Origin of the sequence: Cryptosporangium phraense (assembly GCF_006912135.1) — a bacterium.
Classification (GTDB): domain Bacteria; phylum Actinomycetota; class Actinomycetes; order Mycobacteriales; family Cryptosporangiaceae; genus Cryptosporangium; species Cryptosporangium phraense.
Window position 1 is genome coordinate 1 of record NZ_VIRS01000001.1, and the last position, 23,767, is coordinate 23,767.

Here is a 23,767-nt window from a genome sequence, read left to right on the forward strand (position 1 = left end):
CCAGCAGGGCCTGGCCGGTCGGGCTCTCGGCGTCGGCGACCGCGACGACGCCCGCCCCGCGGGCGGCGGCCAGCACCGCGCCGGCCACCGCGCCCTCGTCGGCGACCGGGCCGGTGACGACCGTACGGGTCGGGGTCAGGTCCCAGGGCTCGTCCGGCACCGCCAGCCCGGTGCGGACCGCCCAGCCGTCCGCGGCCAGCTGCCGCACCACCGCGGCCAGGTCGCCGGGGCTGCGCAGCACGTAGAGCGGACGCGCCGCCGGGCCGGTCATCCGGCGCCCTCCAGGACGAGCGTGGCCGCTTCGGTGCGGGTCCGGGCGCCGAGCTTGCGCATCCCCGAGCGGACGTGGGTCTCGACGGTCTCGCGCGAGATGCCGAGCTGACCGGCGATGCGCCGGGTCGGTTCACCGGCCGCGACCAGGGCCAGCACCTCGCGTTCCCGGGCGGTGAGCGTGCTGGTGCGGGTGCGGTCGATCGTCGAGCGCCGGACCGAGAACTGGCGGAGCGCCCGGTGGACCCGGCCGAGCAGCACGGTGAGCCCGGCGTGCTCGGCGTACTTCTCGGCGGCCAGGAGCGGCGGGAGCGCGCGGTCGACGTCCCCGGTGGACAGCCCGGCGGCGAGCAGGCAGCGGACCTGCTCGCGCAGCGCGCTGCCCTGCCAGAGCGCGGCCGCGGCCTCGAACGCGGTCGGACCGCCCGAGACCGGGCCGCCCGGGGTCGGGCCTTCCGAGGCCGAGCCGCCCGAGGCCGAGCCGCCCGAGGCCGAGCCGCCCGAGGCCGAGCCGCCCGAGGCCGAGCCGCCCGAGGCCGGGTGCCCCGGGGCGCTCGCGGAGCCGGCGCCGGAGCGAGCGGGACCCGCCGCTGATTCGGCCCAGGCCGAGAGGGTGGCTCGCACCGGGAGCAGCCGGTGCCGGGCCGGGGCGTCGGCGTCGGCGCCGAGGTCGTGGCGGGCCCAGCGGGCGGTCACGGCGCCCAGGCCGCCGGCCAGTGACCCGTCGGCGGGCCCTACGGCGGACAGCGCCCGATCGGGCTGGCCGTCGAGCCACGCGACCTCGGAGTCCACCCACTGAACGAGCTCGGACATCCCGTCCCGAGCGGTCCCGTCGCGGCCGGTCCCGTCCCGGCCGGTCCCGTCCCGGCCGGACCCGTCCCGGCCGGTCCCGTCTCGGCGGGCGCGGCCGGCGCGGTCTCGGTCGAGGCGGGCGCGGGCCGGGGCCAGCGCGCCGGTGTCGGCCAGGGCGAGCGCGGCCGCGGCCAGTGCATAGCTGCGGGCCTGGGCCGGGAGCGTGCGGTCGAGCAGGTCCACCGCGCCACGGACGACCGCGTCGAGGTCGGCGCCGAGCAGCGCGCCGCACCAGAGCTCGGCGGCCGCGAACCGGGTCTCCCAGGAGTAGGCGAGCTGCCCGGCGCAGGCCGCCCGGTACTGACCGGCGACGGCGTGCGCCTCGGTGACGCGCCCGTCGGCCAGCAGGTTCTCGGTGAGGAGCCAGCCGCTCCACCAGGCGTCGACCGGGCGCCCGTCGGCCAGTGCGGCGCCGGCCGCGGCGGTCAGCGAGTCGACCCAGCCGTCGCGCCGTTCCCGGGCCCCGACCGCGGCCAGCGCGACCCGCACGGCCGGGAACCCGGCGAGCTCGGCCGGCACCGCGCCGGCCCATCCGCCGGCCCATCCGCCGGCCCATTCGCCGGCGCGGTCCGGGTCGATCGCCAATTCGGCCAGCAGCGTGACCCGCACGTGCTCGGCCCGCAACACGTCCGGAGCCCCGTCCGCGGCGACCCAGCCCGAAGCGCCCCAGCCCGCGGCGACCCCCTCCGCCGCGACCCCCTCCGCCGCGACCCCCTCCGCCGCGACCCCCGGCGCCGCGACCCCCGGCGCCGCGATCCCCGGCGCCGCGGCGGCGCGCGCCGCCGCGACCGCCCCAGCCGCGTCCCCGCCCTGCAGCAACGCCTCCGCCCGCAACACCGCCGCCCGAACCCGATCCCCCGCACTCACCCACCCACCGCCCGCGCCACCCCAACCGGCGCCACCGGCCACGCCCCCCGCAGCACCGCCGCCCGCAGCCACACCACCCGCCGCGCCCCGCGCAGCCACCCCACCCGCCGCGCCACCCACAGCCACACCACCCGCCGCCCCGCGCGCAGCCACGCCACCCGCCGCGCCCCGCGCAGCCACACCACCCGCCGTGCCCCGCGCAGCCACACCACCCGCAGCCGCGCCACCCGCCGCGCCCCGCGCAGCCACGCCACCCGCAGCCGCGCCACCCGCCGTGCCGCGCGCAGCCGCGCCGTCGCCGTCGGGCGCGTAGCCGTCCCCTGAGGGCGCATAGCCGTCGCCGAAGGGCGCGTAGCCGTCGCCTGAGGGCGCATGGCCGAGTACGCGGTGGCAGCCGGCGAGGTCGCCGGCGGCCAGCGCGGCCTCGGCCGCCTCCAACCGCAACGCCCCCAACGACCGCACCCTCCCCCCGACCCGCTCGGCCGGCGCCTCACCCGGTCGGACGCCGTCCGCGCCGGTGGCCCCGGCCTCCATCGCCGCGTCCGCCGCGAGCAGCAGCGCGGCGGCCCGGTCGCCGACCGTCGGGGCGCTCCGGGCCGCGGCCAGCGCCGACCGGTACGCGCCGACCGGGTCGCCACCCGCCTGGCTGTGCCGGGCCGACTCGAGCCCGCTCAGCAGGTCGGCCAACCGCCGGTGCAACCCCGACCGCTCCGCCGACGGCAACACCGCCGCCGCCACCTCGGCCAGATACCGCGGCGACGGCGTGACCACCTCACCGTCCACAGTGACCCACCCGGCGTCCACCAGCTCCGGCACCCCCGGCCCGAGCAGCAGCGGCGACGCCGGTCGCCCGAGCAACCCCAGCGCGGCGAGCGCGGTCCGGGCCGGCCGCGGCAGGTCGGCCACCGCCGCCGCGACCGCCCGGTCGAGCGCCCCGGCCGCGCTGTCTTCGGCCGCCGAGGGCGGTGGATCGTCCGATTCCGGGCCGGACGAAACGGCGCGCATCGCCAGCGCCCGGATCGCCAGCGGGTTCCCGCCCGCCCGGTCGAGGACGGCGTCGAGAGCCCGCGCGTCCAGCGCCGGAGCCACCGACCGGGCCAGGTCCCGGGCCGGGCCGGCGTCGAGGCCGGTCAGCACCGTCCACCGGCTCGCCGCCGAACGCAACGCCTCCTCCGCGCCCGGCGGCAACCCGCCGGGCGTCCGAATGGCGACGAGCACTCGGCAGACGTCCGCCAGTAACGGGAGCACAGCCAGTGACAGCGGGTCGGCGTGGTGCACGTCGTCGACCACCAGGAGGCCCTCGCCGACGCGGGCCCGCACGGCCTCGGCGGCGAGCGGCGCATCGCGCTCGGGAAGCCGGGCGCGCACCGCGCGCGCCAGCGCCATCCCCGGCAGGTGACGCAGGGTAGCCAGACCGCCACCGGTGAACACCGGTCCGCGGAACGAGGAGGCGAGCGACCGCAGCGCGGTGGTGCGGCCCGTTCCGGGCCCGCCGGCGAGTACCACCAGCCCCGGCCGTCTCAGCCGGTCGATGACCTCCAACCGGTCGGCCGGCGTTCCCCCGTCGGCGTCGACCACCGCGTTTCCTCCCGCTGCCTGCTGCGAAGCGCCCCATCCGACTGGCACGAACTAGGGATGGAACCGCCGCAGGATATGCCTAGGGTCAGTGCTGCGAATCCTGCACAGTCAAACCCCCGACACAGCTCCCGGCGGAGGACCCCTCCTCGGCACGATGAGCCCAACCGGGATCCCCCACCAGACAACCCCGAAAGGAACACCCCCATGAGTGACGACGGCACCGACGCCACCTTCGACGACCACAGCGCCCCGGACGGTGCCACGGAAGTCGACTACAACAGCGACGGCACCGCCGACGGCTACCTGGTCGAGAACACCGACGGCACCGCGTACGAGGTGATCGACACCAACAGCGACGGCGCCTACGACACCGTCCTGGTCGACACCGACGGTGACGGCGACGCCGACGCGGCCGGCTACGACTCGAACAACGACGGTGTCGTCGACCAGATCGCCTACGACGCCGACGGCGACGGCGACGCGGACATCGTGGGCGCCGACACCGACGGTAACGGCACGATCGACACGTACGTCGCGGACACGAACAACGACGGCGTCGCCGACACCGAGTACATCGACAGCGACGGCGACGGCACCATCGACGCGACCTACACCGACGCCGACGGCGACGGCCAGTGGGACACGACGCCGGGCACGACGACCGGCGGCTCGACGGCGACCACGGCGCCGGACCTCACGACGGCCTGATCATCGACGGTCGTCGGGGCCGCGGTACCGGCCGCGACCCGGCGACCGGCATGATCAGGTAAACACCAGCAGCAGCACTCGAGGAGTTCACCGTGGGGCCAGGTCCGCTGAGCCAGCGCGTCGCCGGACTGTGCCGGGAGGTAGGTCCCCGGCTCGGCGGCGGTACCGGCACGGCGGTCGCCGATCTCTCCCGGCGGCTCGGCGAGCCGCTGCGGGTGGCGATCGCCGGACGGCTCAAGGCCGGCAAGTCGACGCTGGTCAACGCGTTGATCGGGCGCCGGGTCGCGCCGACCGAGGTCGGCGAGTGCACCCGCCTGGTGACACAGTTCCGCTACGGCCCGGCCGACCGGGTCGACGTCGTCCGGCGCGACGGCCTGCGGGTCAGCCTCCCGCTGGACGAATCGGGCATGATCCCGCAGCGCCTCGGCATCCCCCGCCAGGAGGTGTCCTATGTCGACGTCACGCTGGCCAGCGACCGGCTGCGCGACCTGACCGTCGTCGACACCCCCGGCCTCAGCTCGACGAACGCGCAGGTCAGCGCGGGCACCCGGCGCTTCCTGTTCAACGACAACCCGGTCGACGACGACCTCGACTCGGACTCGCAGAGCGCGCTGTCCGGGGCCGAGGCGATCATTTACGTCTTCACGCAGTCGGTCCGCGAGGACGACCTGGAGGCCCTGGAGGCGTTCCGGTCGATCTCGGCCCGGCTGTCGTCGAACCCGATCAACTCGCTCGGGCTGTTCAACAAGGTCGACAAGCTGGGCGGCGGCGGCGACCCCTGGCCGGTGGCCGGTCCGCTGGCCGAGACCCAGGCCCAGGCGCTGCGCCGCCAGGTCGCGGACGTGGTCCCGGTCGTCGGGCTGCTGGCCGAGACCACCGAGGCCGGACGCCTGACCGCGGCCGACTGCGAGAGCCTGCGCGCGCTGGCGGCGCTGTCGGCGGTCGACCGGGCCGTGCTGATGGCCTCGGTCGACCTGTTCACGACCCGCGAGTGCGAGGTCCCGGCCGAGCAGCGCGAGCGGCTGCTGCGCCTGCTCGACCTGTACGGCATCCAGTTCGCGGTGGCCTCGCTGGCCGCCGACCCCACGCTGGCCACCGGTGAGCTGATCCGGCGCCTGTACCGTGCCTCCGGCTTCCCCCGGGTCCGGCAGACGCTCGACCAGGCGTTCCGCTGGCGCACCGACGCGATCAAGGCCGGCTGGGCGCTCACCACGCTGGAGCAGATCGCGGCCCGGGCCGAGCGTCCGGCCGACCGGGAACTGCTCCGGGACGCGGTCGAGCGCCTGCTCCAGCAACCCGAGTACCACCAGCTCCGCCTGCTCGAGGTGGCCCAGCAGGTCACCACCGGCGCGGTCGAGCTGCCGTCGGGGATGGAGTCCGAGCTGACCCGGCTCGCGCTCTCCGACGACCCCGGCTGGATCCTCCAACTGGCCGGCGCTCCGACCCCGCAGCTGGCCCAGGCCGCGCTCGAGGCGGCCACCCGCTGGCGGACGTTCGCGGTCGCCAGCGCCAGCCCGGCCCAGGCCCGGATCGCCCACGTCGCCCACCGCGGCTTCTACCTGCTGTCCCAGCGCGTTCGCGCGAACGCCTCCTAAGGAGCTTCCCCACCATGCCGACCAGCTTCGTCCGGCTCATCGTGGCCGGGCTGACCCTTGTCCTGGCCGTGCTGACCGGCCTGGTCACCGGTTTCGTCGCTGGCGGACCCGGGTGCGACGAGATCTCGCCGACGTCGACCGTCTCGACCGGTCCGTCGACCGCGGTCAACGGACCGGCGAACGCGCCGCAGAACGCGTCGCCGAGCGCGACCGGCGACATCAAGAAGGACAAGCTCGACCCGGGCGGGAACAACGACACCCAGGGCGGCTCCCCGAAGAACGAGAACGGCGCGAGCCAGAACAGCAACCTCCCCGGCATCAACGAGTCGCTGACGCTCACCGGCGCGACCGCCGACTGCAGCGGGTTCTCGGCCCTGACCGCGGTGTTCGGGTTCCTCGGCGCGCTGTTCACCGGCGCGATCGTCGGAGGCGTGGCGCTGTTCCTGCCCCGGACCGACGCGCCGGCATCGGGCGCCGGGTACGTCTCCGGCTCCCGCGGACCGGGCGACGGGGGCGGGTTCGGTGCCGTGGGGCAGCCGCTCGGCGGCCGCCCGACCGGGACCGCGACCGCGACCGGCACCCACGCGGTGCTCACCGAGACCGGTGCGCCGGCCGAGACCGGCCTGCTCAAGCGCGAGCGCAAGACGCTCGTCGAGACCTGTATCTACGTCCGCGACCGGGCCACCAGCAAGGCGATCGCCGACCGCCTGGCCTGGGCGCTGAACGAGGTCGGCGTGGTCGAGGACCGGCCCGCCGGTGAACCGTTCGACACCGCGCGGCACGAGGCCGGCGGCACCACGCCGACCGCCGACGGGCGGCTGGCCGGCACGATCGCCGCCGTCGAGATCTCCGGCTACACCGACCGCGGCCAGGTGCTGCGTGCGCCGGTCGTGACCGTCTACCAGGGGGACGCCCGATGACGGCCCCGAAGCCGGACCCCGCGGCGGCCCTGAAAGCGGTCGAGGAACAGATCCGCGGTGCGGTCGACACCGGCCTCGGCCACATCCGCCGGCTCGACCCCGACCTGGCCTCCGACCTCGACCAGGTCCGCCGGGCCGACGTCGGTCACCCGACCGTCGTCGTGGTCGGCGAGACCAAGCGCGGCAAGAGCTCGCTGATCAACGCCCTGCTGGCGACGCCGGGCCTGTCCCCGGTGGACGCCGCGGTCGCGACCAGCGCGTACCTGGAGTTCGCGGCGGGCGACCCGGCCCGGGCGCTGGCCCACGTGCCCGGCGACCCCTCGCCGCACCCGCTCTCGCTCGAGGCCCTGCGCGACTGGGGCACGGTGCTCGGCGCGATGCCCGACGGCCAGCGCCCGCCCCGGCACATCCAGGTGTTCCACCCGGCGCCGCTGCTCCAGCACGTCACGATCATCGACACGCCCGGCGTCGGCGGCCTGGACTCCACCCACGCCGAGATCGCGCTCGACGCGGTCGAGAAGGCCACCGCGCTGCTGTTCGTCGTCGACGCCTCGTCGCCGTTCTCCAAGCCCGAGCTGGACTTCCTGCTCGAGGCCAGCAAGCGCGTCAACCTGGTGATGTTCGCGCTGACCAAGACCGACGCGTTCCCGGGCTGGCGCACGGTGCTCGACGACGACAAGGCGCTGCTGCACACCCACGCGCCGAGGTTCGCGCAGGCCGCGTTCTTCCCGGTCTCGGCCCGGCTGGCCGAGCTGGCCGACCAGATGCCGATTCCCGAGGCGGCCGACGAGGTCCGCAAGGAGTCCCGGATCGCCGACCTGCGGAACGCGCTGCAACGCCAGGTCGCGGTGCGGAACGCGCTGCTCGTGCAGGCCAACCTCCTGCGGACGGTCCGCTCGGAACTCGTCGGCATGGACACGCAGATCGGCGAGAAGATGCGCGCGGTCGACCCCGATCCGGGGATGGCCGAGAAGCTCAAGGCCGAGCGGGCCGAGTTCGTCCAGCGCAAGCGCAAGGACGCCCGCACCTGGACGCTGACGCTCAACACGGAGGTGCAGCGCGCCCGCACCGACGCGACGTCGCTGCTCCGCGCCGAGGTGACCAAGGCGTCCGAGCACTACCTGACGATCGTCGAGAAGGCCACCGGCGAGCGCATCAAGCGGCTGCCGACCGACGTCGACCAGGCACTACAGGCGATCGCGCTGCGGATCTCGGCCGAGATGGAGCGCCGGTTCCGGCTGATCGGCGCGAAGGTGCTGCGCGAGGTCTTCTCCGACGCCGAGCTCTCGCAGATCCTCACCCGGCTCAACGCCCGGCTGCGCGCGGTCGCGTCGGCTCGTCCGCAGCGCGACGGTGGGGGCGCGGACAACGCGCTGGTCATCACCGGGGCCGCCGGTACCGCGTCGCTGATGGGCAACCTGGCCATGCACGGCGGTGGCGTGGTGCTGGCCGGCACGGCCGCGGCCGGGATCGCGATCCCGGTCATCGGCCTGGGTGTCGGCCTCGCGGCCGGCGCGTTCATGCTCTACCGCCGCCGGGTCGGGAACGACCGGCAGCAGGCCAAGATCTGGCTCCGCGAGGTCTTCAACGAGGCCCGGGCGTCGATCGCCGAGGAGGTCCAGCACCGGTTCACCGACCTGCAGTTCGCGCTGACCGTGGCGCTGGACGAGGCGGTCGAGCGGAGGGTCGAGCAACTCGACGCGCAGATCGCCGAGATCGACAAGTCGCTGGCCGACGACAAGGCCAACCGGGCCAAGAAGCGGACCGTGCTGCAGGCCGACCGGGACGGGATCCGGGGGCGGATCAAGCAGCTGGACGAGGTGCTGGGCAAGGCCAAGGCGGCCACCCGGATCACGGTCCCGCCGATCGCGGCGGCCGCGGCCCCCGCTTCGGCGGGGGCGCCGGCCTCGGCCTCGGCCGCGGCCTCGGGGAAGGCGTAGGTCATGGACGGCCACGTAGGCGACGACTTCCCGGACGACGGCCTACCGGACGACGCGCCGGACGCTGACCTCCCCGAGGTCGGTGACGGCTGGGACCAGATCACCGTAGATCTGGACGACGGCCCGGATGCCGACGATCCGGGCGCAGTAGACCTGGACGCCGATCATCCGGACGCCGACCATCCGGGAGAAGTGGGTCTTAGCAGCGACGGGGACGATGCCTTCGACGAGGCGGCGCCCGTGGACTATACGGCCGCCGACCACGTCCCGGGAGACGGAGCCGCCAACGACCACACCGGCGCAGCGGATCCCGACGCCGGCGACGAGCCGGACACAGACGAAGGCCAGCCGGACGCCGACGACGAGCCGTCCGCGGACGGTGAGCCGGCCGCGGACGGTGAGCCGGCCGTGGACGTCACCCACCCGGGCGACGGAGCCGCCAACGACCACACCCCCGACCCAGAGGCCATCCCCGACACCGAAGACCCGGTAGGCGCCGACCCGGACCTCACGTTCGCGGACTCCACCGACACCGGCTGGCTGGACCTTCCCGACCTGGCCGACATCGACGTCCCGGACCCCATCGGCGGCCCACCCTGGGTGGACACCGCCCTCCTGGGCCAGCAAGACGCCGCACCCGAGCCCGCGGTCACCGGCGACAGCGTCCCCCCGACCCCGGACGGCGGCGCCGAAGACCTCCGAGCCGCCCTCGGCGAACCGGCGGACGTCGGCGACCCCACCCAGGACGCCTACCAGGACCTGGTCACCAGCGAAGACCCGGCCGTCCGCAATCTGGCCCGCCTCTGGGGACCCCCGGCGTAATACCTGACACAAGATGGCAGGATCACCCGTCAGGCTCAGCTCATGTCTGAACCGACCCCGCTGGCCACGCTGGCCATGGTGAACCTGGACGCCCCCGACCCGGGCGCGCTGGCCGACTTCTACAGCGCGATCCTCGGCTGGCCGGTGGTCCACCGGCAGGCCGAGTACGCGATGATCAGCCCCGAGGCCGGGGCCCCGATCGGCTTCGGCCGCGTAGAGGGTCATGTGCCTCCGGAGTGGTCCGAGGATGCCGCCCCCGACAAGCGCTTCCACCTGGATCTCTCGGTGGACGACCCGGACGAGGCCGCCGCCCGCTGCGTCGCGCTGGGCGCCACCAAGCCCACCTTTCAGCCGGGCGCCGACCGCTGGACCGTACTCCAAGACCCCGCCGGCCACCCCTTCTGCCTCTGCCGACGCCCCTGACGAACGCTGCCACGGCGACCGGCGCCCGCTGCCGGGCCACGGCCCGCCCACGCGCACCCACTAGCGCGACGGCCACCCGATTCCACCGGGCGGGCGTGCCGCTCCGAGCCAGCTTGCGCTGACCGGGGCGGCCTTCCGGCCAAGAGATGTCGGCATGCCTGTGTCACCAGCAAACAGCAATGCCGGCTGCTCGCGCCGTCGAACTATGACTGAAGGTCAACTCGAGCGCTTTCGGCTTCCGACAGTGTCGCTCATCTCGAGCATTTTCCGCTGCTGTACTACGGACCAATCGCCGACCTGGATGGAACTCTCGATCAGAGTGTATATGCGGCTCAGCCAGTTATTTGCGGATTGAAGCCCCTCACGACGAATCTCGGCAGTGTTGCCCAGCGCCACGGTTTGTACGAGTAGCGAGCAGAATTCTCGCAGTTGTGGCCGAAGCGAGGGAGTCCCCGAGGCAACCTCCGCGACCCGAACCAGAAAATCGCCCAGCCAGTGCTGCCGATCGATGAGTACGTACGGCGCTTCACTGCAGTCGGCACGCAGCATCGCCGCGCCGCGCCCACGGCTGACAGTCTTTTTGCTGATGGGAACAATCACAATCGCCGTCGTAGGTTTGTAGTCGCCGAACTCTGCTATTCCGGCGGACGCGTGCAGATAGAAGTCGATGCCACTAGGCACGATTTCGTAGTGGATTGCCTGTTGCAATTGCGCTGCATCGAGCTCCGCGATGTCGCGTTGATAGCCGAGTCTCCGCGCACTTCGAAGCAACAATGCAGCTTCGCGAATCGTCCGGGTGAAGAAGACCTTCGTATCAATCCGCTGCTCGGAAAGCCAAGCAGCAAATAGCGGGTCGGCGTTGATGTCTTGTATCTTGGTATAAAAAACGCGCACATTGTGAGCGCCAGCACCGCGAGCCAACACGTCCGAAAGGGTCTGGTTCCGCCGCTCAGTCGAAGTTAGTTGGTCCAGTAGAACGTGTTGACCATAGACATCGGCCATCGCATCGGTCAGAACATCGGAGTTGCTATAAGAGTAGTTGGACGCCGGGGTCCGGGCAGGAGTGTAGTAGAATTGCTGCCCATCCTCGACCGCACCGAAGATTGCCGAGCGAAGATAGTCGCTCCGCTCGCGAGGATTAGGTATCTTGTCGACCGCATCGATCAGATGTCTCTTCAACGCAGCGGTGGTCTTGGTAATCAAGTCCGACTTCAATTTGTTTTGTGAATTTGAATCGAGCATGAATTCATTGCGAGATACATTTAGCTTGAGAACGTCCGCATCAAAATTTATGAGGCCGTAGATCCGTCGGAAGTAGGCGTGATAAGTCTCCCCGTGACCTCTCCGTTCTCCGAAGATCTTGTTATCATCTTTGACCCATATTCCTGCCTGAGCGAGGGCGATCCGATTATCCGGCGAATTCTGCCAAAAGAATTCTCCACGCCTTTCGCCTGACGAGGGGCCGACCTTCGGAACGGCAATACAGACGGTACCGGAGTACCCGCGTCCTTCTATTTCGACCTCGATCAGCTCGACCGAAGAGCGCCAGGCACCCGAGGGCACAATCGTCGGGACGATAGGTGGTGTAGCGTTCGCAGGGATGTGCTCCTGCGCATCGTCGTCAATAATCGAGATATCTACTACGGGACAAAGAAAGTGACGATGAACGAGCTTTGAGATTGATTCTTGCAGTTCGTCCTTGAGTTCGAGTGAGATCAGGGTGCCAGGCGCCGCAGACGGTATACGCTGAAGGTAGAAATCCTCCATCAATCCCGGAATGTAGATGTCAAGTCCCTCGCGAGGTCCATCATCTGCTGCGTGAAACGTAGTGATCCTCGCTGACGTCGCTGCCATAAATACCGATAGAAAGCCCACTCCGAACTTGCTGATCGGGCTGAAAGTGCGGCTCCTGCTGCGAAGCTCGTCCTCTAGCTCGGGTGATCGATAATAGGACCTACCCACTTTTGAGAAAAACTTCCTGACGTGATATAGCGACATTCCGATACCATTATCATGGACGCGTACCTCCCGGTCCCGTCGGCTATGAACGATCGTCACCTTCGGCCGATAATCGCGCTCACCCAGCAAGACCTTACGGAGCAACGTCGCGTCGATTGCGTTCTGCAGCAACTCTCGCACCCACACGTCTTTATTCCCGTACAACTCCTCACCCATGAAGATCTTCAGGATGTGCTCGCTTTCGAGTTCGAAATAGCAGTCGACTACCTCGAAGTTTGCACGTTGGACAAGGGGTTGAACTCGAGTAAACGGTAGTTGGGAGTCCGATCGGCCGAGCACGTCCTCCGCTCGTTCGAGCGCTGTCTGGATCAATGAGCGATTAGTGGTGACGAGTCGATGAACGCGGGGATTAGGCGCCTCGACCACTATTTTCAATAGCTGCAAGTCGTGCTCAATCCAGCAACTTTCAAACGTCGGAGAATCATTTAGATCCGGAACCGTATCAGGCAGCACTTGGTGGTGCAGCGCCGATCGGTATTGTTCACAGTACGGTCCAAATGCCGCAGCGAGGTGGATACACAGGGCCGCTGTGACATGGAGTTGGCCTACCGGTCGGGCACCCGTGGAAGGCGCATGTTGGGGATCGGAAATAGCCGTAACGGCAGAGTCGATATTTGAGACCACCAGAGGCAGGGAGTCCGCCCACGTGGAGTCGAAGTTCACACTTTCGACTAGGCGCTCGATAAAGGCGGGGAGACTTCCGACCGACTTCCAGTTTCTATTATGAATCCATTTCGACGAATACCACAGGGCCGCTAGGCGCACGGCCGTGACGGCCATCGCCACACGATGCTCATCCGAAGTTGGCGGCTCGAACTCTTCGGCTCTATCGAGTGCTTCTCGACTCGAAATGCCACTAAACATCGTCAGGGCAAGCCGCTCGAAATCGATGCACACGGCATCACGGCGCTCCGCGCAAAGGGCCCGTCTCCCCGCCGACACGATTGTTTCGACCTGTTGCCGCAACCGACGATTGGAGTCCAGAATCGCGAATAGACCGTCATCGATCGACTCGGACTTCCCACGAATCAGCGGAGCCACCGGAGCAGCCAATGACGTGTACTTCTCGTTGCCAACAGAGGCATATTGCAAAGCGGGGAGGACGCTCTGGATCTCAATCCATGGAAGACGCTCAATTGCGTCCGTCTTGAGGAGCACGCCAAGGGGGTCGCATATTAGGTAACGGTGGAGCGAACTGTCAACTTCCACTGCCCAAAAGCGGAGGGCTTGGCCGAGAACGAGATCTATTCTGATAACGTTCAATCCGGCTTTTTCTTCGACCCATCGCTTCAACTGGTCGATTGGCAGAATTCTTTTCTGCCGTGCCACCGCCTCAAGCATATCTTCGGCATCATAGAACCGAAAATTCTCATTCGATGACTGCTGGCGTATTACGTTGTATTGCGCTCTCGGGCCGCCGATTGGGTCCGCTGGCACTTCATCGATCGCAAGCAGGATCGCGATGCGTTCGGGGTGACTCTGGCGAGCGAGCGCGAAGTCGCCGTAGAATGATGTCAAGGAGTCCTTGCGCAGAGGGGTGTCGTCTGCGTGGCAGCGGATTGTCAACGGCGTCGGCGAGTGCGCTCGATACTCCCAGTTGAGCCCTCCGGCGGGGATCGTTTCCAATTCTTCGACTCGGCATACGCCAGATATGACCTCCTTAGCGAACGGCTTGAAGATCCGCGCTTTTTCGATTGGCGTAGTCGAGGCGGGGGCGGCGATCAGAATAGACATTGTGTCCTTTGCTGACTAGAACCTAGAAGTGTTGCTATACGAGGTGCAATTGTTCTTCGATTTGCTGGGTGCCTTGCCGGTCGATCCATGAGATGACGCAGCGAACTCTGCGTGAGGAATCGTCGGTCGCAACGATGTGAAAGCGGATCTCGTCGCCGGAATCGATCTTCTCCGCCGCGCACTCGTCATGGTTGGCGCCTAGGATGCGCCATGGTTTCTCACCCCTGGAGACCGACTCCAGCTCGATCCTTACTTGCTCGGCAGGCGCCTTCCCGGTGTTTTGCAGTACGAGATACCAGTCGCGACTGCTAAACGACCGGTGAGAAGCGAATGTGCGAAATCGTTCGCTCGACTCGACCCTTACATGAACTTCTGCGGCCTCAGCCGTCGCAATATCCGCGTGCCCGAGCTGCTGATGAATTTTTGCGTTCTCCTTGGTCATTACGCTAGTCAAAACCAGATCGATGAGGTGGATGAGCTCGGCGTCGTCTTTGTATGTGCGCACCAGGCATTCGTCCGTGATGCTGGTGAGGTAAGAACGCAGATTCGCGGCCTGCATATGATCAATTTCGTCGGGATCGATGTCCCTGCGGCAATGAAGAATCCCGACATACTTGTCGCGGCTTCGGAATCTATTGATCTCGTGCACCGTACCGGACGAGTAAAGGCCGGTTGGGGTTCCCAACCGGTTGGCGAAGATTGCCAGACAGCAGTCACATTCGTCGGCTATCTGCTCATCAATCGTTTCTTGAGGCGATCGTCCGTAGTCCGGCGCAACCGCGCCGTACCAGTCCGCCACGATGAACGTCGTGCTGTAATTTCGACTGTGCCGTAGATTCCAGCGGTTCACTTCATGTCGGACAACGTCGAGATCGGAACGCGGCACATCTTGAGGGCAGGACAAGAGTATCGTTCGAATCGTGGCCGTATATGCCATCGAGTCACTCCCGACGTGTCGCCGTGGAGGGCGCACCGGTGAGCGGCATGCCCAGACCGCTCAAGGTAGTGCCCCTGCGCCACCTTCGTCGCTATTTGACACATCGTCCGAAGGGCTTGTACTGCACTCGTCGCCGCCTGCAATGTTTCGGTATGGTGCGATGGCTCAACGTGATATGCGCATATCTCTAGGAGTGGCCGTGAGCCTTGCGTACGGTGACCCTGGCCCGGACGAGCGTTCGCACAGCACAACTCGAGCGTCGGATAGACGTCCAAATGCTCGGTCATAGCTGCCTGGCGCCCTGGCTGTGGGCCTGCGGCTGGGCACCTCAGCTGCGCTCGCACGGAGCAGCCGTGTTTTGATTATGGCTTTCACGAATGACAACAATGCATCCCGCCCGTGGGCCGGCGCGGCGGTCGCTCGCTCGGGAGGTGCCCACTCACATTCTTGCGCGCCTTCCAGCTAGCGCCGAGTGTGATGTTTGATCGTGGCTCAAGACGAGTTGGCGTTGCCCGCCGGAAGCCTCGGATACCGCACCGGTCGCGCGATGCTGCAGCGCTCGCTCGCCCACGATCGGAGGATCGAGTGCGCTAGCGCCTTCAACGGCTCTGCGCGCGCCAACACTCCCCGGTTGCCGAGCAAAACCAGCGATCAGGCGGCGCGTTCCGTCTCAGCCCGGCAACGTCAAAGGGGTCGCACCTCGACCACTCCGTACCGTGGCTCTCTCACGCCGACCAGGGCCGTTTAGGTGGCTGGTGCTCCGTCTGACCACGCCTGGTTTACCGAAGTGAGGTCCCCCAGTAGGGAGCGTCGGCAACTGAGGGCTGCGAAGGTCAGCGGTGGACGTACCTTAACCATCTGCGGCCGCCCATTTACCGCCGCAGCCGTAATGCAACCTCAACCCGCGCATGGCGATGGGCCAGCGGCCGCGGCATTACCCGACGCCTCGCCGACCAGTATTCGCGGGCAGCCCGCCCGGGCATCGGCGCCCCATCGGCCCGACGCGACACATCAATTATGCGTTACTCCCCAACGCCAAACACAAAATAATGAAGAACCCCAACAACAACACCAGCGCCACGATCAGCGTCACCACCACCGCCGGCTCCTGGTACCACCGCTTCCGCTCCACCGCCGCCGGCTTCACCGACGAAATCGGCGGAATCGGCGCCGCCACCCTCGGCGGCATCGGGTTCGCGACCCGGGGCGGCATCGGCGTCCGGATCGGCGCCGGGCTGGCCGGCGGACCCGACAACGGACGGGCCTGCACGTGCGGCGGCGGCCCACTCACCGGGCGAGCCGGAGCCGACACCGGACGCCCCGTCGGCGCACCCGACACCTGCGGCCCCGCAGGCCCCGCAGGCCGCACCGGCGGCCCCGAGCGCGGAGCCACCGGCGCCGCCGCCGGCCGGACACCCGGCGTCGCCGGCCGCACGCCCGACGGGGCCCCCGCTTCGCCGGGCAGCGAACCGACCCGCAGGCTGCCCTCGGCGACCACGGTCTCCGGCTGCTCCAGCGCGGTCGGCGCGACCTGCAGCTGGCTGTGGATCAGGTGCGCGGCCAGCGGGATCCGGCTCGACCCACCGACCAGGAAGATGCCGACCAGATCACGCGGGTTGAGGTGCGCCTCGGTGATCGTCGTCGTGAGGCAGTTGACGGTCCGCTCCAGGTACGGGCGGATCAGCTGCTCGAGTTCGTCGCGCGTGAGGTGGGCGTCGATCTCCATGGCCGGCAGGTGGATGTCAGCGCTGGTCGTGCGGGAGAGCATCTCCTTGGCGCCGCGGACGTCCTCCCAGAGCATCCGCCGGTTCCGCCGGTCGGTGGCGTCGACCGGGTTCTGCAGGCGCTGCCAGAAGTCGCCGTTGGTGCGCGAGTAGACCTGCCCGAGGTGCTCGATGACCGCGTGGTCGAAGTCCACGCCACCGACGTCGGGCAGACCGCCCTCGGCCAGCACCTCGAAGCCGGCCGGAGTGCGCCGGACGACCGTCGCGTCGAACGTGCCGCCGCCGAGGTCGTAGATGGCCAGCGAGCGGCCGACCGGCACCGCGGTCTGCAGCTCGGCGGTGAAGTACGACGCCGCGGCGACCGGCTCGGCGATCAGCTTGGGGCGGGGTAACCCGGCCCGGACCGCGCCCTCGATCAGCACGTTGCGGCGCCGCTCGGCCCAGCGGGCCGGGTGGGTCATCCGGACCTCGTCGGGGAGAGCGCCGATCTGGCGGCGGGCCTCGGTGGCGACGGTGCCGAGCACGGTCGCGAACACCTCGGGCACGGTCAGCTCGCGGTCGCCCAGAAAGATGGTGCCGTCGTCGACCCGGCGCTTGGGGTTGGGCTCGAACCGCCCGGGGTCGACCCGCGCGTTGCGCTCGGCGTCGCGGCCCACCACCATCCGGCCGTCGGTCCCGAGGTAGACCGCCGACGGCAGCAACGGTGAACCGTCGAACAACAGCGGCCGAACCCGGCCGTCCGGCGTGCGGAGCATCGCCACTGTGTTCGACGTGCCGAAGTCGATACCCAGCACGCGCATGAGGCTCCCCCTTTCGCCGGTCACCTTATCGGGGCCGTACGACAGCCCGGATCGCCCATGTCGGTTCCCCGACCGACCGCGATACTGAACCGCGTGCCACCCCCCTTTCTCGATGCTCCGCGTCCCCTCGCGTTCGCTCACCGTGGCGGCGCGGCCGACGGCCTCGAGAACACGATGACCGCGTTCGCGCAGGCCGTCGCGGCCGGCTACCGGTACCTCGAGACCGACGTCCACGCCACCGCCGACGGCCAGCTCGTCGCCTTCCACGATCGGACCCTCGACCGGGTCACCGACCGTAGCGGCGCGATCGCTGCGCTCCCGCTCGCCGAGGTCCGCGCCGCCCGCGTCCGCGGCACCGAGAAAGTCCCCCTCTTCGACGAACTTCTCGACGCCTGGCCCGACGTCCGCCTCAACATCGACGTGAAGGCGGACGCGGCGGTCGAGCCGCTGATCGCCACCATCACCACCCACCAGGCGGAAGACCGGGTGTGCGTCGGGAGCTTCTCCGACGCGCGCCTCAACCGGGTCAGAGCCGCCTTCGGCGGGAGCGTGGCGACGAGCCTCGGCCCGCGGGACGTGGCCCGCCTCAAGCTGGCCTCGCTCACTCGGAGCCGGCCGACCTTCGCTCCCGGCGTCTGCGCGGCCCAGGTCCCGATCCGGCACAGCGGCCTGAGGCTGGTCGACGCCCGGTTCGTCGACAAGGCCCACCAGGCCGGCCTCCAGGTCCACGTCTGGACGATCGACGACCCGGCGACCATGCACCGTCTGCTCGACCTCGGTGTGGATGGCATCATGACCGACCGGATCGACGTCCTCCGTGACGTGCTCACCGCCCGCGGCTCCTGGGCCGCCTGAACCTCCCGAGGACGCCGCCGTGACCACCGAGACGGTGACCGAACCCGTGTCCACACCCCGCGAACGTCGGGGCTGGTACTTCTACGACTGGGCGGCGTCGGCCTACAACACGACGGTCACCACCGTCTTCCTCGGGCCGTACCTGACCTCGATCGCGGAGAAGGCCGCGGGCTGCGCCGAGGAGGGTCAGACGTGCGCGGACCTGCACCCCCTCGGGATCCCGGTCGCGCCGGGGTCGTTCTTCGCCTACGCGCTCTCGCTGTCGGTGTTCGCGCAGGTCCTGGTGCTGCCGATCGTCGGCGCGTACGCCGACCGGTCCTGGCACAAGAAGCGCCTGCTGGCCTGGCTGACCGCGTTCGGCGCCGGCACGACGCTGGCGATGCTGTTCGTCACCGGTGACCGGTACCTGCTCGGCGGGGCGCTGCTGGTCGTCTCGAACATCCTGTTCGGCGCGGCCGAGACCGTGTACTACTCCTACCTCCCGCAAATCTCGGATCCGGACGAACGGGACGCGGTCAGCAGTCGCGGCTGGGCGATCGGCTACCTCGGCGGCGGTCTGCTGTTGCTGTTCAACGTCATCGCGGTGCTGGCCGGCGACAGCCTCGGCTGGTCGACCGCCGAGATCGCCCGGTGGAGCATCGTGTCGGCCGGCGCCTGGTGGGCGGTCTTCGCCGTGTACGCGATCCGGCCGCTCCGCGACCGGCCACCGGTCGAGACCTCCCGCAGCCGGTCGGTCTTCTACGCCTTCAATCAACTCGGGCGGACGCTCCGCGAGCTCGGTTCGCTGCGCCTGACGCTGTTCTTCCTCATCGCGTACCTGGTCTACAACGACGGCATCCAGACCGTGATCACGCTGTCGGCGACGTACGCGACGGAGGAGCTGAAGCTCGAGCAGACCGCGCTGGTGCCGACGATCCTGATGATCCAGTTCCTGGCGTTCGGAGGCGCGCTGCTGCTGGGCGCGGTGGCCCGGCGGATCGGGGCCTGGAAGGCGGTGCTGGCCAGCCTGGTGCTGTGGGCGGTCGTGCTGGTCGCCGCGTACTTCGTGCCGGCCAGGGCGCCGCTGCAGTTCGTCGCGCTGGGGGCGGCGATCGGACTGGTGCTCGGCGGCAGCCAGGCGCTGTCGCGGTCGTTGTTCAGCCAGCTGATCCCGGCCGGCAAGGAGGCCGAGTACTACGGGATCTACCAGATCAGCGACCGGGGCACGAGCTGGCTCGGCCCGCTGCTGTTCGGGCTGGCCTACCAGCTGACCGACAGCTATCGGATCTCGATCGTGTCGCTGATCGTGTTCTTCGTCGTCGGGTTCTTCCTGCTGCTCGCGGTGCCGATGCGGCGGGCGATTCTCGCGGCCGGGAACGAGCCACCTAGGCTGCTCTGATGGCTGCCGCACGATCCGTCCGCGTCCCTACCGGCTCGCCGGGGATGCTCCGCTTCTTCTACGGACCGATGGACTGCGGGAAGTCCACGCTGGCCTTACAGATCAATCACAACCACGCCCGGCAGGGACGCCACGGCCTGCTGCTGACCAAGCTCGACCGGGCCGGCAGCGCCCGGATCTCCAGCCGGGTCGGGCTGGACGCGCCGGCGTTCGAGGTCGGCGCCGACACCGACCTGCACGAGGTCGTCGGCGCCGAATGGCGGGCCGGTCGGCGGGTCGACTACCTGATCTGCGACGAAGCCCAGTTCTACACCTGCGAGCAGATCGAGCAGGCCGCCGATCTGGCCGACCGGGCCGGCGTCGACGTGTACGCGTTCGGGCTCGCGACCGACTTCCGCAGCGAGCTGTTCCCGGGCACCAAGCGGCTGTTCGAGCTGGCCGACGAGCTGATCCGGCTCCAGGTCGAGGTGCTGTGCTGGTGCGGACGCCCCGGGCAGCAGAACGCCCGTGTGGTGAAGGGCGAGGTGACCCGCACGGGCGATCAGATCCTGGTCGCCGACACGGACGCGGCCGACGTGCACTACCAGGTGCTGTGCCGACGCCACTACCGCGACGGCGACCTCGGCCCCGCCGTACCCACGGCCGGCCAGCTGTCCCTGGCCTGAGCGAACTGGCCTAGGCCCTGTCCTGCGAATCCGTGCTCGGCTGCGGCTCCGCTCAGCCGCCGCCAGGCCGCGTTGTCGGGATGTCCGGATACAACAGCGGTATCCGGACATCCCTCCGCCTTGCCTGACGACGGCTGAGCGGTGCCTCGCTGCGAGCGAGATTCGCAGGACAGGGCCTAGTTGAACTGGGCGAAGTACAGGATTCCCAGCAGAACGACGATCACCAGGGCCAGACCCACGAACACGGCCAGGGTCACGCCGTCCATACGCACGCGCGCAGTATTACGGGCGGGCGCACGTCAGTGCGAGCCGGGTGACCCCTTGACGGTGGTCAGCGTTCGCCGATGTCTTCGACGGCCTGACAGGCGTTGTGGATCGGGTCGGCCAGGTTGACGTTCGCGGCCAGCCGCTGGAGCAGCTCGCGGAACGTCGCCCGCTCGCCGTCGGGCAAGCCGGCCAGCAGGCGGTCCTCCGCCTCGCACAGGCCCTTGTCGAGCTCGGCCAGCGTGGCCCGACCGGTCTCGGTGGCGACGATGCGCCGGGCCCGCCGATCGGCCGGGTCGGGCTGACGGGTGACCAGACCGGCCTTCTCCAGGTCGTCGAGCAGGTACGTCATCACCGTGCGGTCGACGCCGAGCTGGTGGGCGAGCGCGAGCTGGGTACCCGGGGTGTCGCGGACACACGTCGCCAGGATCTGGTAGCCGCGCGGCCCGCCGGGGACGTCGGCCATCACGAAGCCGGCAGCCTTGGTGTAGGCGCGGAAGAGCACGCCGAGGGACCACCCGAGGTCGTCGCTGAGCGGGAGCGACGGGGGTGCCGGAGCGGGGACCACGGCCATGGTGTCCATCCTACGGGTCGCCACCACCAATCTCCGTAAAAGCAAAATCACAGAAGGGTTGTCGTTGAGATCGTCTGCTGGCAATACTATCTCTCGTACAACTCGTCTGCTGAGGAGATCTCGTGACCCTGTACCGCCTCGACGCCAGCATCCGCACCGAGGGCTCCGTGAGCCGGGCGGTCGCCGACACCGTCCAGGCCGCCTGGCGCGCCCAGCACCCGGACGCGTCGATCACCCGGCGCGACATCGGCCTCGACCCGCTGCCCGCGGACACCTGGTCGACGATCATCCGCTCGGTCATGAACCCAGGCGCGGAGCCGACCCCCGCGGTGACCGCCGCGACCTCGCTCGCCGCCACGCTGGCCGACGAACTGGTCGCCGCGGACGCCTACCTGTTCGCGATCCCGCTCTACAACTACGGCGTGCCGGCCTCGGTCAAGAACTGGGTCGACACACTGATCACCACGCCGGCGTTCGCGCCCGGCGCCCCGTCGGCGATCGCCGGTCGTCCGGGGATCCTGGTGACGGTCCGGGGCGGCGGCTACGCGCCGGGAACCCCGCGCGAGGGCTGGGACCACAACACGCCGTACCTGCGCCGCGTGCTCGTCGACATGTGGGGGCTCGACCTCGAGATCGTCGAGGCCGAGCTGACGCTGGCCGAGGTCACCCCGGCCATGGCCGAGCTCCGGCCGCTGGCCGCGGAGTCGCTGGCCAACGCCCACACCAACGCCGAGCTCACCGGCAAGGCCCTAGCCGAGCGCCTGTCCGCGTCAGCCGCGTGACGCTTCCAGCAGCCGGAGCCACACCTCGCTGATCGTCGGGAACGAGGGCACCGCGTGCCAGAGGCGGGCCAGCGGTACCTCGCCGACGATCGCGATGGTGGCCGCGTGCACCAGCTCGGCCGCGGTCGTCCCGACGAACGTGGCGCCGAGGATCACGTCGCGTTCGGCGTCGAGCACCAGCTTGGCCCGGCCGGTGTACCCGTCGGCATACAGGGCGGCCCCGGCGACCTGGCCGAGGTCGTACTCGACGGTCCGGACCGGCAGGCCGGCCTCCCGGGCCTCGGCCTCGGTCCGGCCGACCGCGCCGACCTCCGGGTCGGTGAAGACCGCCTGCGGCACCGCGACGTGGTCCGCGGTCGCGGCGTACGGGCTCCACGGGCCCAGCTCGACCGGCTGGCCGGCCGCTCGCGCCACGATCGCGGCCCCGGCCGCGCGGGCCTGGTACTTGCCCTGATGGGTGAGGAGCGCCCGGTTGTTCACGTCGCCGACGGCGTAGAGCCAGTCGACGCCGGTCACCCGGCAGCTGTCGTCGACGTCGAGCACGTTCTCGAGGCCGGCGACGTCCAGGCCGAGGCCGTCGGTGGCCGGGCGGCGTCCGGTGGCCACCAGTACCTCGTCGGCCCGGATCGTGCGGGTCCCGTCGGCGTCCTCGAGGTCGATCCGGACGCCGGCCGTGTCCCGGTCGACCGCGGTGACCGTCGCCCCGAGGCGGACGTCGACCCCGGCGTTCTTCAGGCCGGTGGCGACCGCCTCACCCGCGAACGGCTCCAGCCGGGGCAGCAGCCCGCTCCCCCGGGCCACGAGCGTCACGCGGCTGCCGAGCGCGGCGAACGCGGTCGCCATCTCGCACCCGACGACGCCCCCGCCGAGGATCGCCAGATTGTCCGGGACCGCGGTGGCCGAGGTGGCGTCCCGGCTGGTCCAGGGGTCGGCCTCGGCCAGCCCGGGGACGTCCGGGACGACCGCGCGGCTGCCGGTGGCCAGTGCGACCGCGTGCCGGGCGGTGAGCCGACGGGCGCCGCCGTCGCGGGTCCGCACCTCGACCTGACGCTCGCCGACCAGGCGGGCACTGCCCCGCATGAGCGCGATGCCGGCCGAGTCGAGCCACCCGACCTGGGAGTCGTCCGACCAGTTGTGGACGAACGCCGTGCGCCGCTCCAGGACCTGGACCGCGTTCGGACCGCCCCGCACCGCCGACGCGGCGCCGTCGACCCGGCGGGCGTCGGCCAGCGCGGCCGCCGGTCGCAGCAGCGCCTTGCTCGGTATACAGGCCCAGTACGAGCATTCACCGCCGACGAGTTCGCGCTCGACGATCAGCGCCGACAAGCCACCGCGGACGACCGTGTCGGCGACGTTCTCCCCGACCGGTCCGGCACCGACGACGATCACGTCGTACTCGTCCCCGCCCGACACCGTCATGCTCGCCGCCACCTGTCGTCTCCGCCCGTCGTTGATGGGCCGCCCGTGCCCGATGGCCACTGTCCGCAGCCGTGCGCACGGTATCCAATCCGGTTTCGGTCACTGCACGTGACATCCCGGCTGGAGGTTCGGAGTCGGCGTCCGGCGGCCTAGCGACGGGTCGCGGCGTACCAGAGGGCGCCACCCACGGCCGCTACCGCGCCGGCCGCGGCGGCATAGCTGCCGAGCTTCGCGGCCCGGCCCGACCGCGCCGCCGTGACGAGCGTCACCGCGTCGAATCCGTCGGCCAATGCCGAGGCCAGCACCCAGGATCGGGCGCCCGAGCCGCCTTTGACGACCGCCGCACCGGTCCCGAGGGCGAGCGCAATCTCCCGAGTCGCGAACATCCGGGTGATAAACGCCATTCGCCCCGCGGTGGCGCTATCGATACCCAGGCTGCGGGGCAGGACGGTATCCTGAGCAGTGGAGACGGCACCGACGGCCAATCGGATCAACGCGACCGCGAGCACGATCTGCCGAGCGCGATCGGCGGGAGCGGATTGAGCCTGGTCCACGCGTGTCCTCCTTGTAATGAGTTGCCGCATGTGCGCATGCGGTGCTGTGCTGCTGGGCACATATCTCCACGGCGGCGGAATCTTCTG

At 69.9% G+C, this 23,767-nt stretch carries 17 protein-coding genes and 1 pseudogene; 10 read left to right on the forward strand and 8 right to left on the reverse strand.

Going from position 1 to position 23,767, the window contains the following annotated elements; genetic code table 11:
- Together FL583_RS00005 and FL583_RS00010 are read right to left on the reverse strand one after the other, a co-directional pair.
- Window positions 1-271 (reverse strand): annotated as a pseudogene (locus FL583_RS00005) (LuxR family transcriptional regulator); the annotation flags it as partial.
- Complete coding sequence (locus FL583_RS00010; RefSeq protein WP_142702324.1) at window positions 268-3,567, reverse strand: LuxR C-terminal-related transcriptional regulator; 3,300 nt, start codon at window positions 3,565-3,567, stop codon at window positions 268-270. The gene FL583_RS00010 and the pseudogene FL583_RS00005, both read right to left, overlap by 4 nt.
- A gap of 204 nt (window positions 3,568-3,771) precedes the next feature.
- Between FL583_RS00010 and FL583_RS00015 the strand changes: the two genes are divergently transcribed.
- The 6 genes from FL583_RS00015 (at window position 3,772) to FL583_RS00040 (ending at window position 9,975) form a co-directional block, all read left to right on the forward strand.
- The gene (locus FL583_RS00015; protein ID WP_205751729.1) at window positions 3,772-4,275 is read left to right on the forward strand and encodes a hypothetical protein; all 504 of its coding nucleotides are present in this window, start codon (window positions 3,772-3,774) and stop codon (window positions 4,273-4,275) included.
- Between the two features lie 92 nt (window positions 4,276-4,367).
- A complete protein-coding gene (locus FL583_RS00020) occupies window positions 4,368-5,870 on the forward strand; it encodes a dynamin family protein (protein ID WP_142702325.1) in 1,503 nt (500 codons plus the stop codon).
- Window positions 5,871-5,884: 14 nt separating this feature from the next.
- On the forward strand, window positions 5,885-6,790 hold the full coding sequence (locus FL583_RS40695) for a nucleotide exchange factor GrpE (protein ID WP_205751730.1): 906 nt from the start codon (window positions 5,885-5,887) through the stop codon (window positions 6,788-6,790).
- Window positions 6,787-8,730 carry a dynamin family protein gene (locus FL583_RS00030; protein ID WP_142702326.1) on the forward strand — a complete coding sequence of 648 codons (1,944 nt, stop codon included), beginning with the start codon at window positions 6,787-6,789 and terminating at the stop codon, window positions 8,728-8,730. The genes FL583_RS40695 and FL583_RS00030 overlap by 4 nt, the downstream gene beginning before the upstream one ends.
- A gap of 3 nt (window positions 8,731-8,733) precedes the next feature.
- A complete protein-coding gene (locus FL583_RS00035) occupies window positions 8,734-9,552 on the forward strand; it encodes a hypothetical protein (protein ID WP_142702327.1) in 819 nt (272 codons plus the stop codon).
- A 42-nt stretch (window positions 9,553-9,594) separates the two neighbouring features.
- Window positions 9,595-9,975, forward strand: coding sequence for a VOC family protein (locus tag FL583_RS00040; protein WP_142702328.1), 381 nt, complete (start codon window positions 9,595-9,597; stop codon window positions 9,973-9,975).
- Between the two features lie 216 nt (window positions 9,976-10,191).
- Here FL583_RS00040 and FL583_RS00045 read toward each other — a convergent pair whose 3' ends face one another.
- From FL583_RS00045 to FL583_RS00055, 3 genes are all read right to left on the reverse strand, one after another.
- Window positions 10,192-13,728 (reverse strand): ATP-binding protein, encoded by a 3,537-nt coding sequence (locus FL583_RS00045; RefSeq protein WP_142702329.1) that lies wholly within the window; start codon window positions 13,726-13,728, stop codon window positions 10,192-10,194.
- 34 nt (window positions 13,729-13,762) lie between these two features.
- Window positions 13,763-14,614 (reverse strand): hypothetical protein, encoded by an 852-nt coding sequence (locus tag FL583_RS00050; protein ID WP_142702330.1) that lies wholly within the window; start codon window positions 14,612-14,614, stop codon window positions 13,763-13,765.
- A gap of 1,066 nt (window positions 14,615-15,680) precedes the next feature.
- A complete protein-coding gene (locus tag FL583_RS00055) occupies window positions 15,681-17,189 on the reverse strand; it encodes an Hsp70 family protein (protein ID WP_142702331.1) in 1,509 nt (502 codons plus the stop codon).
- Window positions 17,190-17,246: 57 nt separating this feature from the next.
- Between FL583_RS00055 and FL583_RS00060 the strand changes: the two genes are divergently transcribed.
- Genes FL583_RS00060 through FL583_RS00070 form a run of 3 tightly spaced genes read left to right on the forward strand, consistent with a single transcriptional unit; the run spans window position 17,247 to window position 20,087 of the window.
- Window positions 17,247-18,044: a glycerophosphodiester phosphodiesterase family protein gene (locus FL583_RS00060; RefSeq protein WP_142702332.1), complete on the forward strand. Its 798-nt coding sequence runs from the start codon at window positions 17,247-17,249 to the stop codon at window positions 18,042-18,044.
- A 19-nt stretch (window positions 18,045-18,063) separates the two neighbouring features.
- Complete coding sequence (locus tag FL583_RS00065; protein WP_205751732.1) at window positions 18,064-19,422, forward strand: MFS transporter; 1,359 nt, start codon at window positions 18,064-18,066, stop codon at window positions 19,420-19,422.
- Window positions 19,422-20,087, forward strand: coding sequence for a thymidine kinase (locus tag FL583_RS00070; protein WP_142702334.1), 666 nt, complete (start codon window positions 19,422-19,424; stop codon window positions 20,085-20,087). The genes FL583_RS00065 and FL583_RS00070 overlap by 1 nt, the downstream gene beginning before the upstream one ends.
- Window positions 20,088-20,418: 331 nt before the next feature.
- Here the strand turns inward: FL583_RS00070 and FL583_RS00075 are convergent, their stop codons facing one another.
- Window positions 20,419-20,925 (reverse strand): MarR family winged helix-turn-helix transcriptional regulator, encoded by a 507-nt coding sequence (locus FL583_RS00075; protein WP_142702335.1) that lies wholly within the window; start codon window positions 20,923-20,925, stop codon window positions 20,419-20,421.
- Between the two features lie 122 nt (window positions 20,926-21,047).
- On the opposite strand from FL583_RS00075, the gene FL583_RS00080 reads away from it, so the two are divergent.
- Window positions 21,048-21,707 (forward strand): FMN-dependent NADH-azoreductase, encoded by a 660-nt coding sequence (locus FL583_RS00080; protein WP_142702336.1) that lies wholly within the window; start codon window positions 21,048-21,050, stop codon window positions 21,705-21,707.
- On the opposite strand, the gene FL583_RS00085 is transcribed toward FL583_RS00080, so the two are convergent.
- Both FL583_RS00085 and FL583_RS00090 read right to left on the reverse strand, forming a co-directional pair.
- Entirely contained in the window at window positions 21,696-23,126 is a 1,431-nt protein-coding gene (locus FL583_RS00085) for a dihydrolipoyl dehydrogenase family protein (RefSeq protein WP_142702735.1), read from the reverse strand. The genes FL583_RS00080 and FL583_RS00085 overlap by 12 nt on opposite strands.
- 149 nt (window positions 23,127-23,275) lie before the next feature.
- Complete coding sequence (locus FL583_RS00090) at window positions 23,276-23,680, reverse strand: hypothetical protein (protein ID WP_142702337.1); 405 nt, start codon at window positions 23,678-23,680, stop codon at window positions 23,276-23,278.
- Between the last annotated feature and the right edge of the window lie 87 nt (window positions 23,681-23,767).

Coding starts and splice junctions, on each gene's coding strand:
- FL583_RS00085 (WP_142702735.1), bottom strand. CDS start 23,126: ATGACGGTGTCGGGCGGGGACGAGTACGACGTGATCGTCGTCGGTGCC.
- FL583_RS00030 (WP_142702326.1), top strand. CDS start 6,787: ATGACGGCCCCGAAGCCGGACCCCGCGGCGGCCCTGAAAGCGGTCGAG.
- FL583_RS00015 (WP_205751729.1), top strand. CDS start 3,772: ATGAGTGACGACGGCACCGACGCCACCTTCGACGACCACAGCGCCCCG.
- FL583_RS00045 (WP_142702329.1), bottom strand. CDS start 13,728: ATGTCTATTCTGATCGCCGCCCCCGCCTCGACTACGCCAATCGAAAAA.
- FL583_RS00070 (WP_142702334.1), top strand. CDS start 19,422: ATGGCTGCCGCACGATCCGTCCGCGTCCCTACCGGCTCGCCGGGGATG.
- FL583_RS00040 (WP_142702328.1), top strand. CDS start 9,595: ATGTCTGAACCGACCCCGCTGGCCACGCTGGCCATGGTGAACCTGGAC.
- FL583_RS00035 (WP_142702327.1), top strand. CDS start 8,734: ATGGACGGCCACGTAGGCGACGACTTCCCGGACGACGGCCTACCGGAC.
- FL583_RS00055 (WP_142702331.1), bottom strand. CDS start 17,189: ATGCGCGTGCTGGGTATCGACTTCGGCACGTCGAACACAGTGGCGATG.
- FL583_RS00075 (WP_142702335.1), bottom strand. CDS start 20,925: ATGGCCGTGGTCCCCGCTCCGGCACCCCCGTCGCTCCCGCTCAGCGAC.
- FL583_RS40695 (WP_205751730.1), top strand. CDS start 5,885: ATGCCGACCAGCTTCGTCCGGCTCATCGTGGCCGGGCTGACCCTTGTC.
- FL583_RS00060 (WP_142702332.1), top strand. CDS start 17,247: ATGTCGGTTCCCCGACCGACCGCGATACTGAACCGCGTGCCACCCCCC.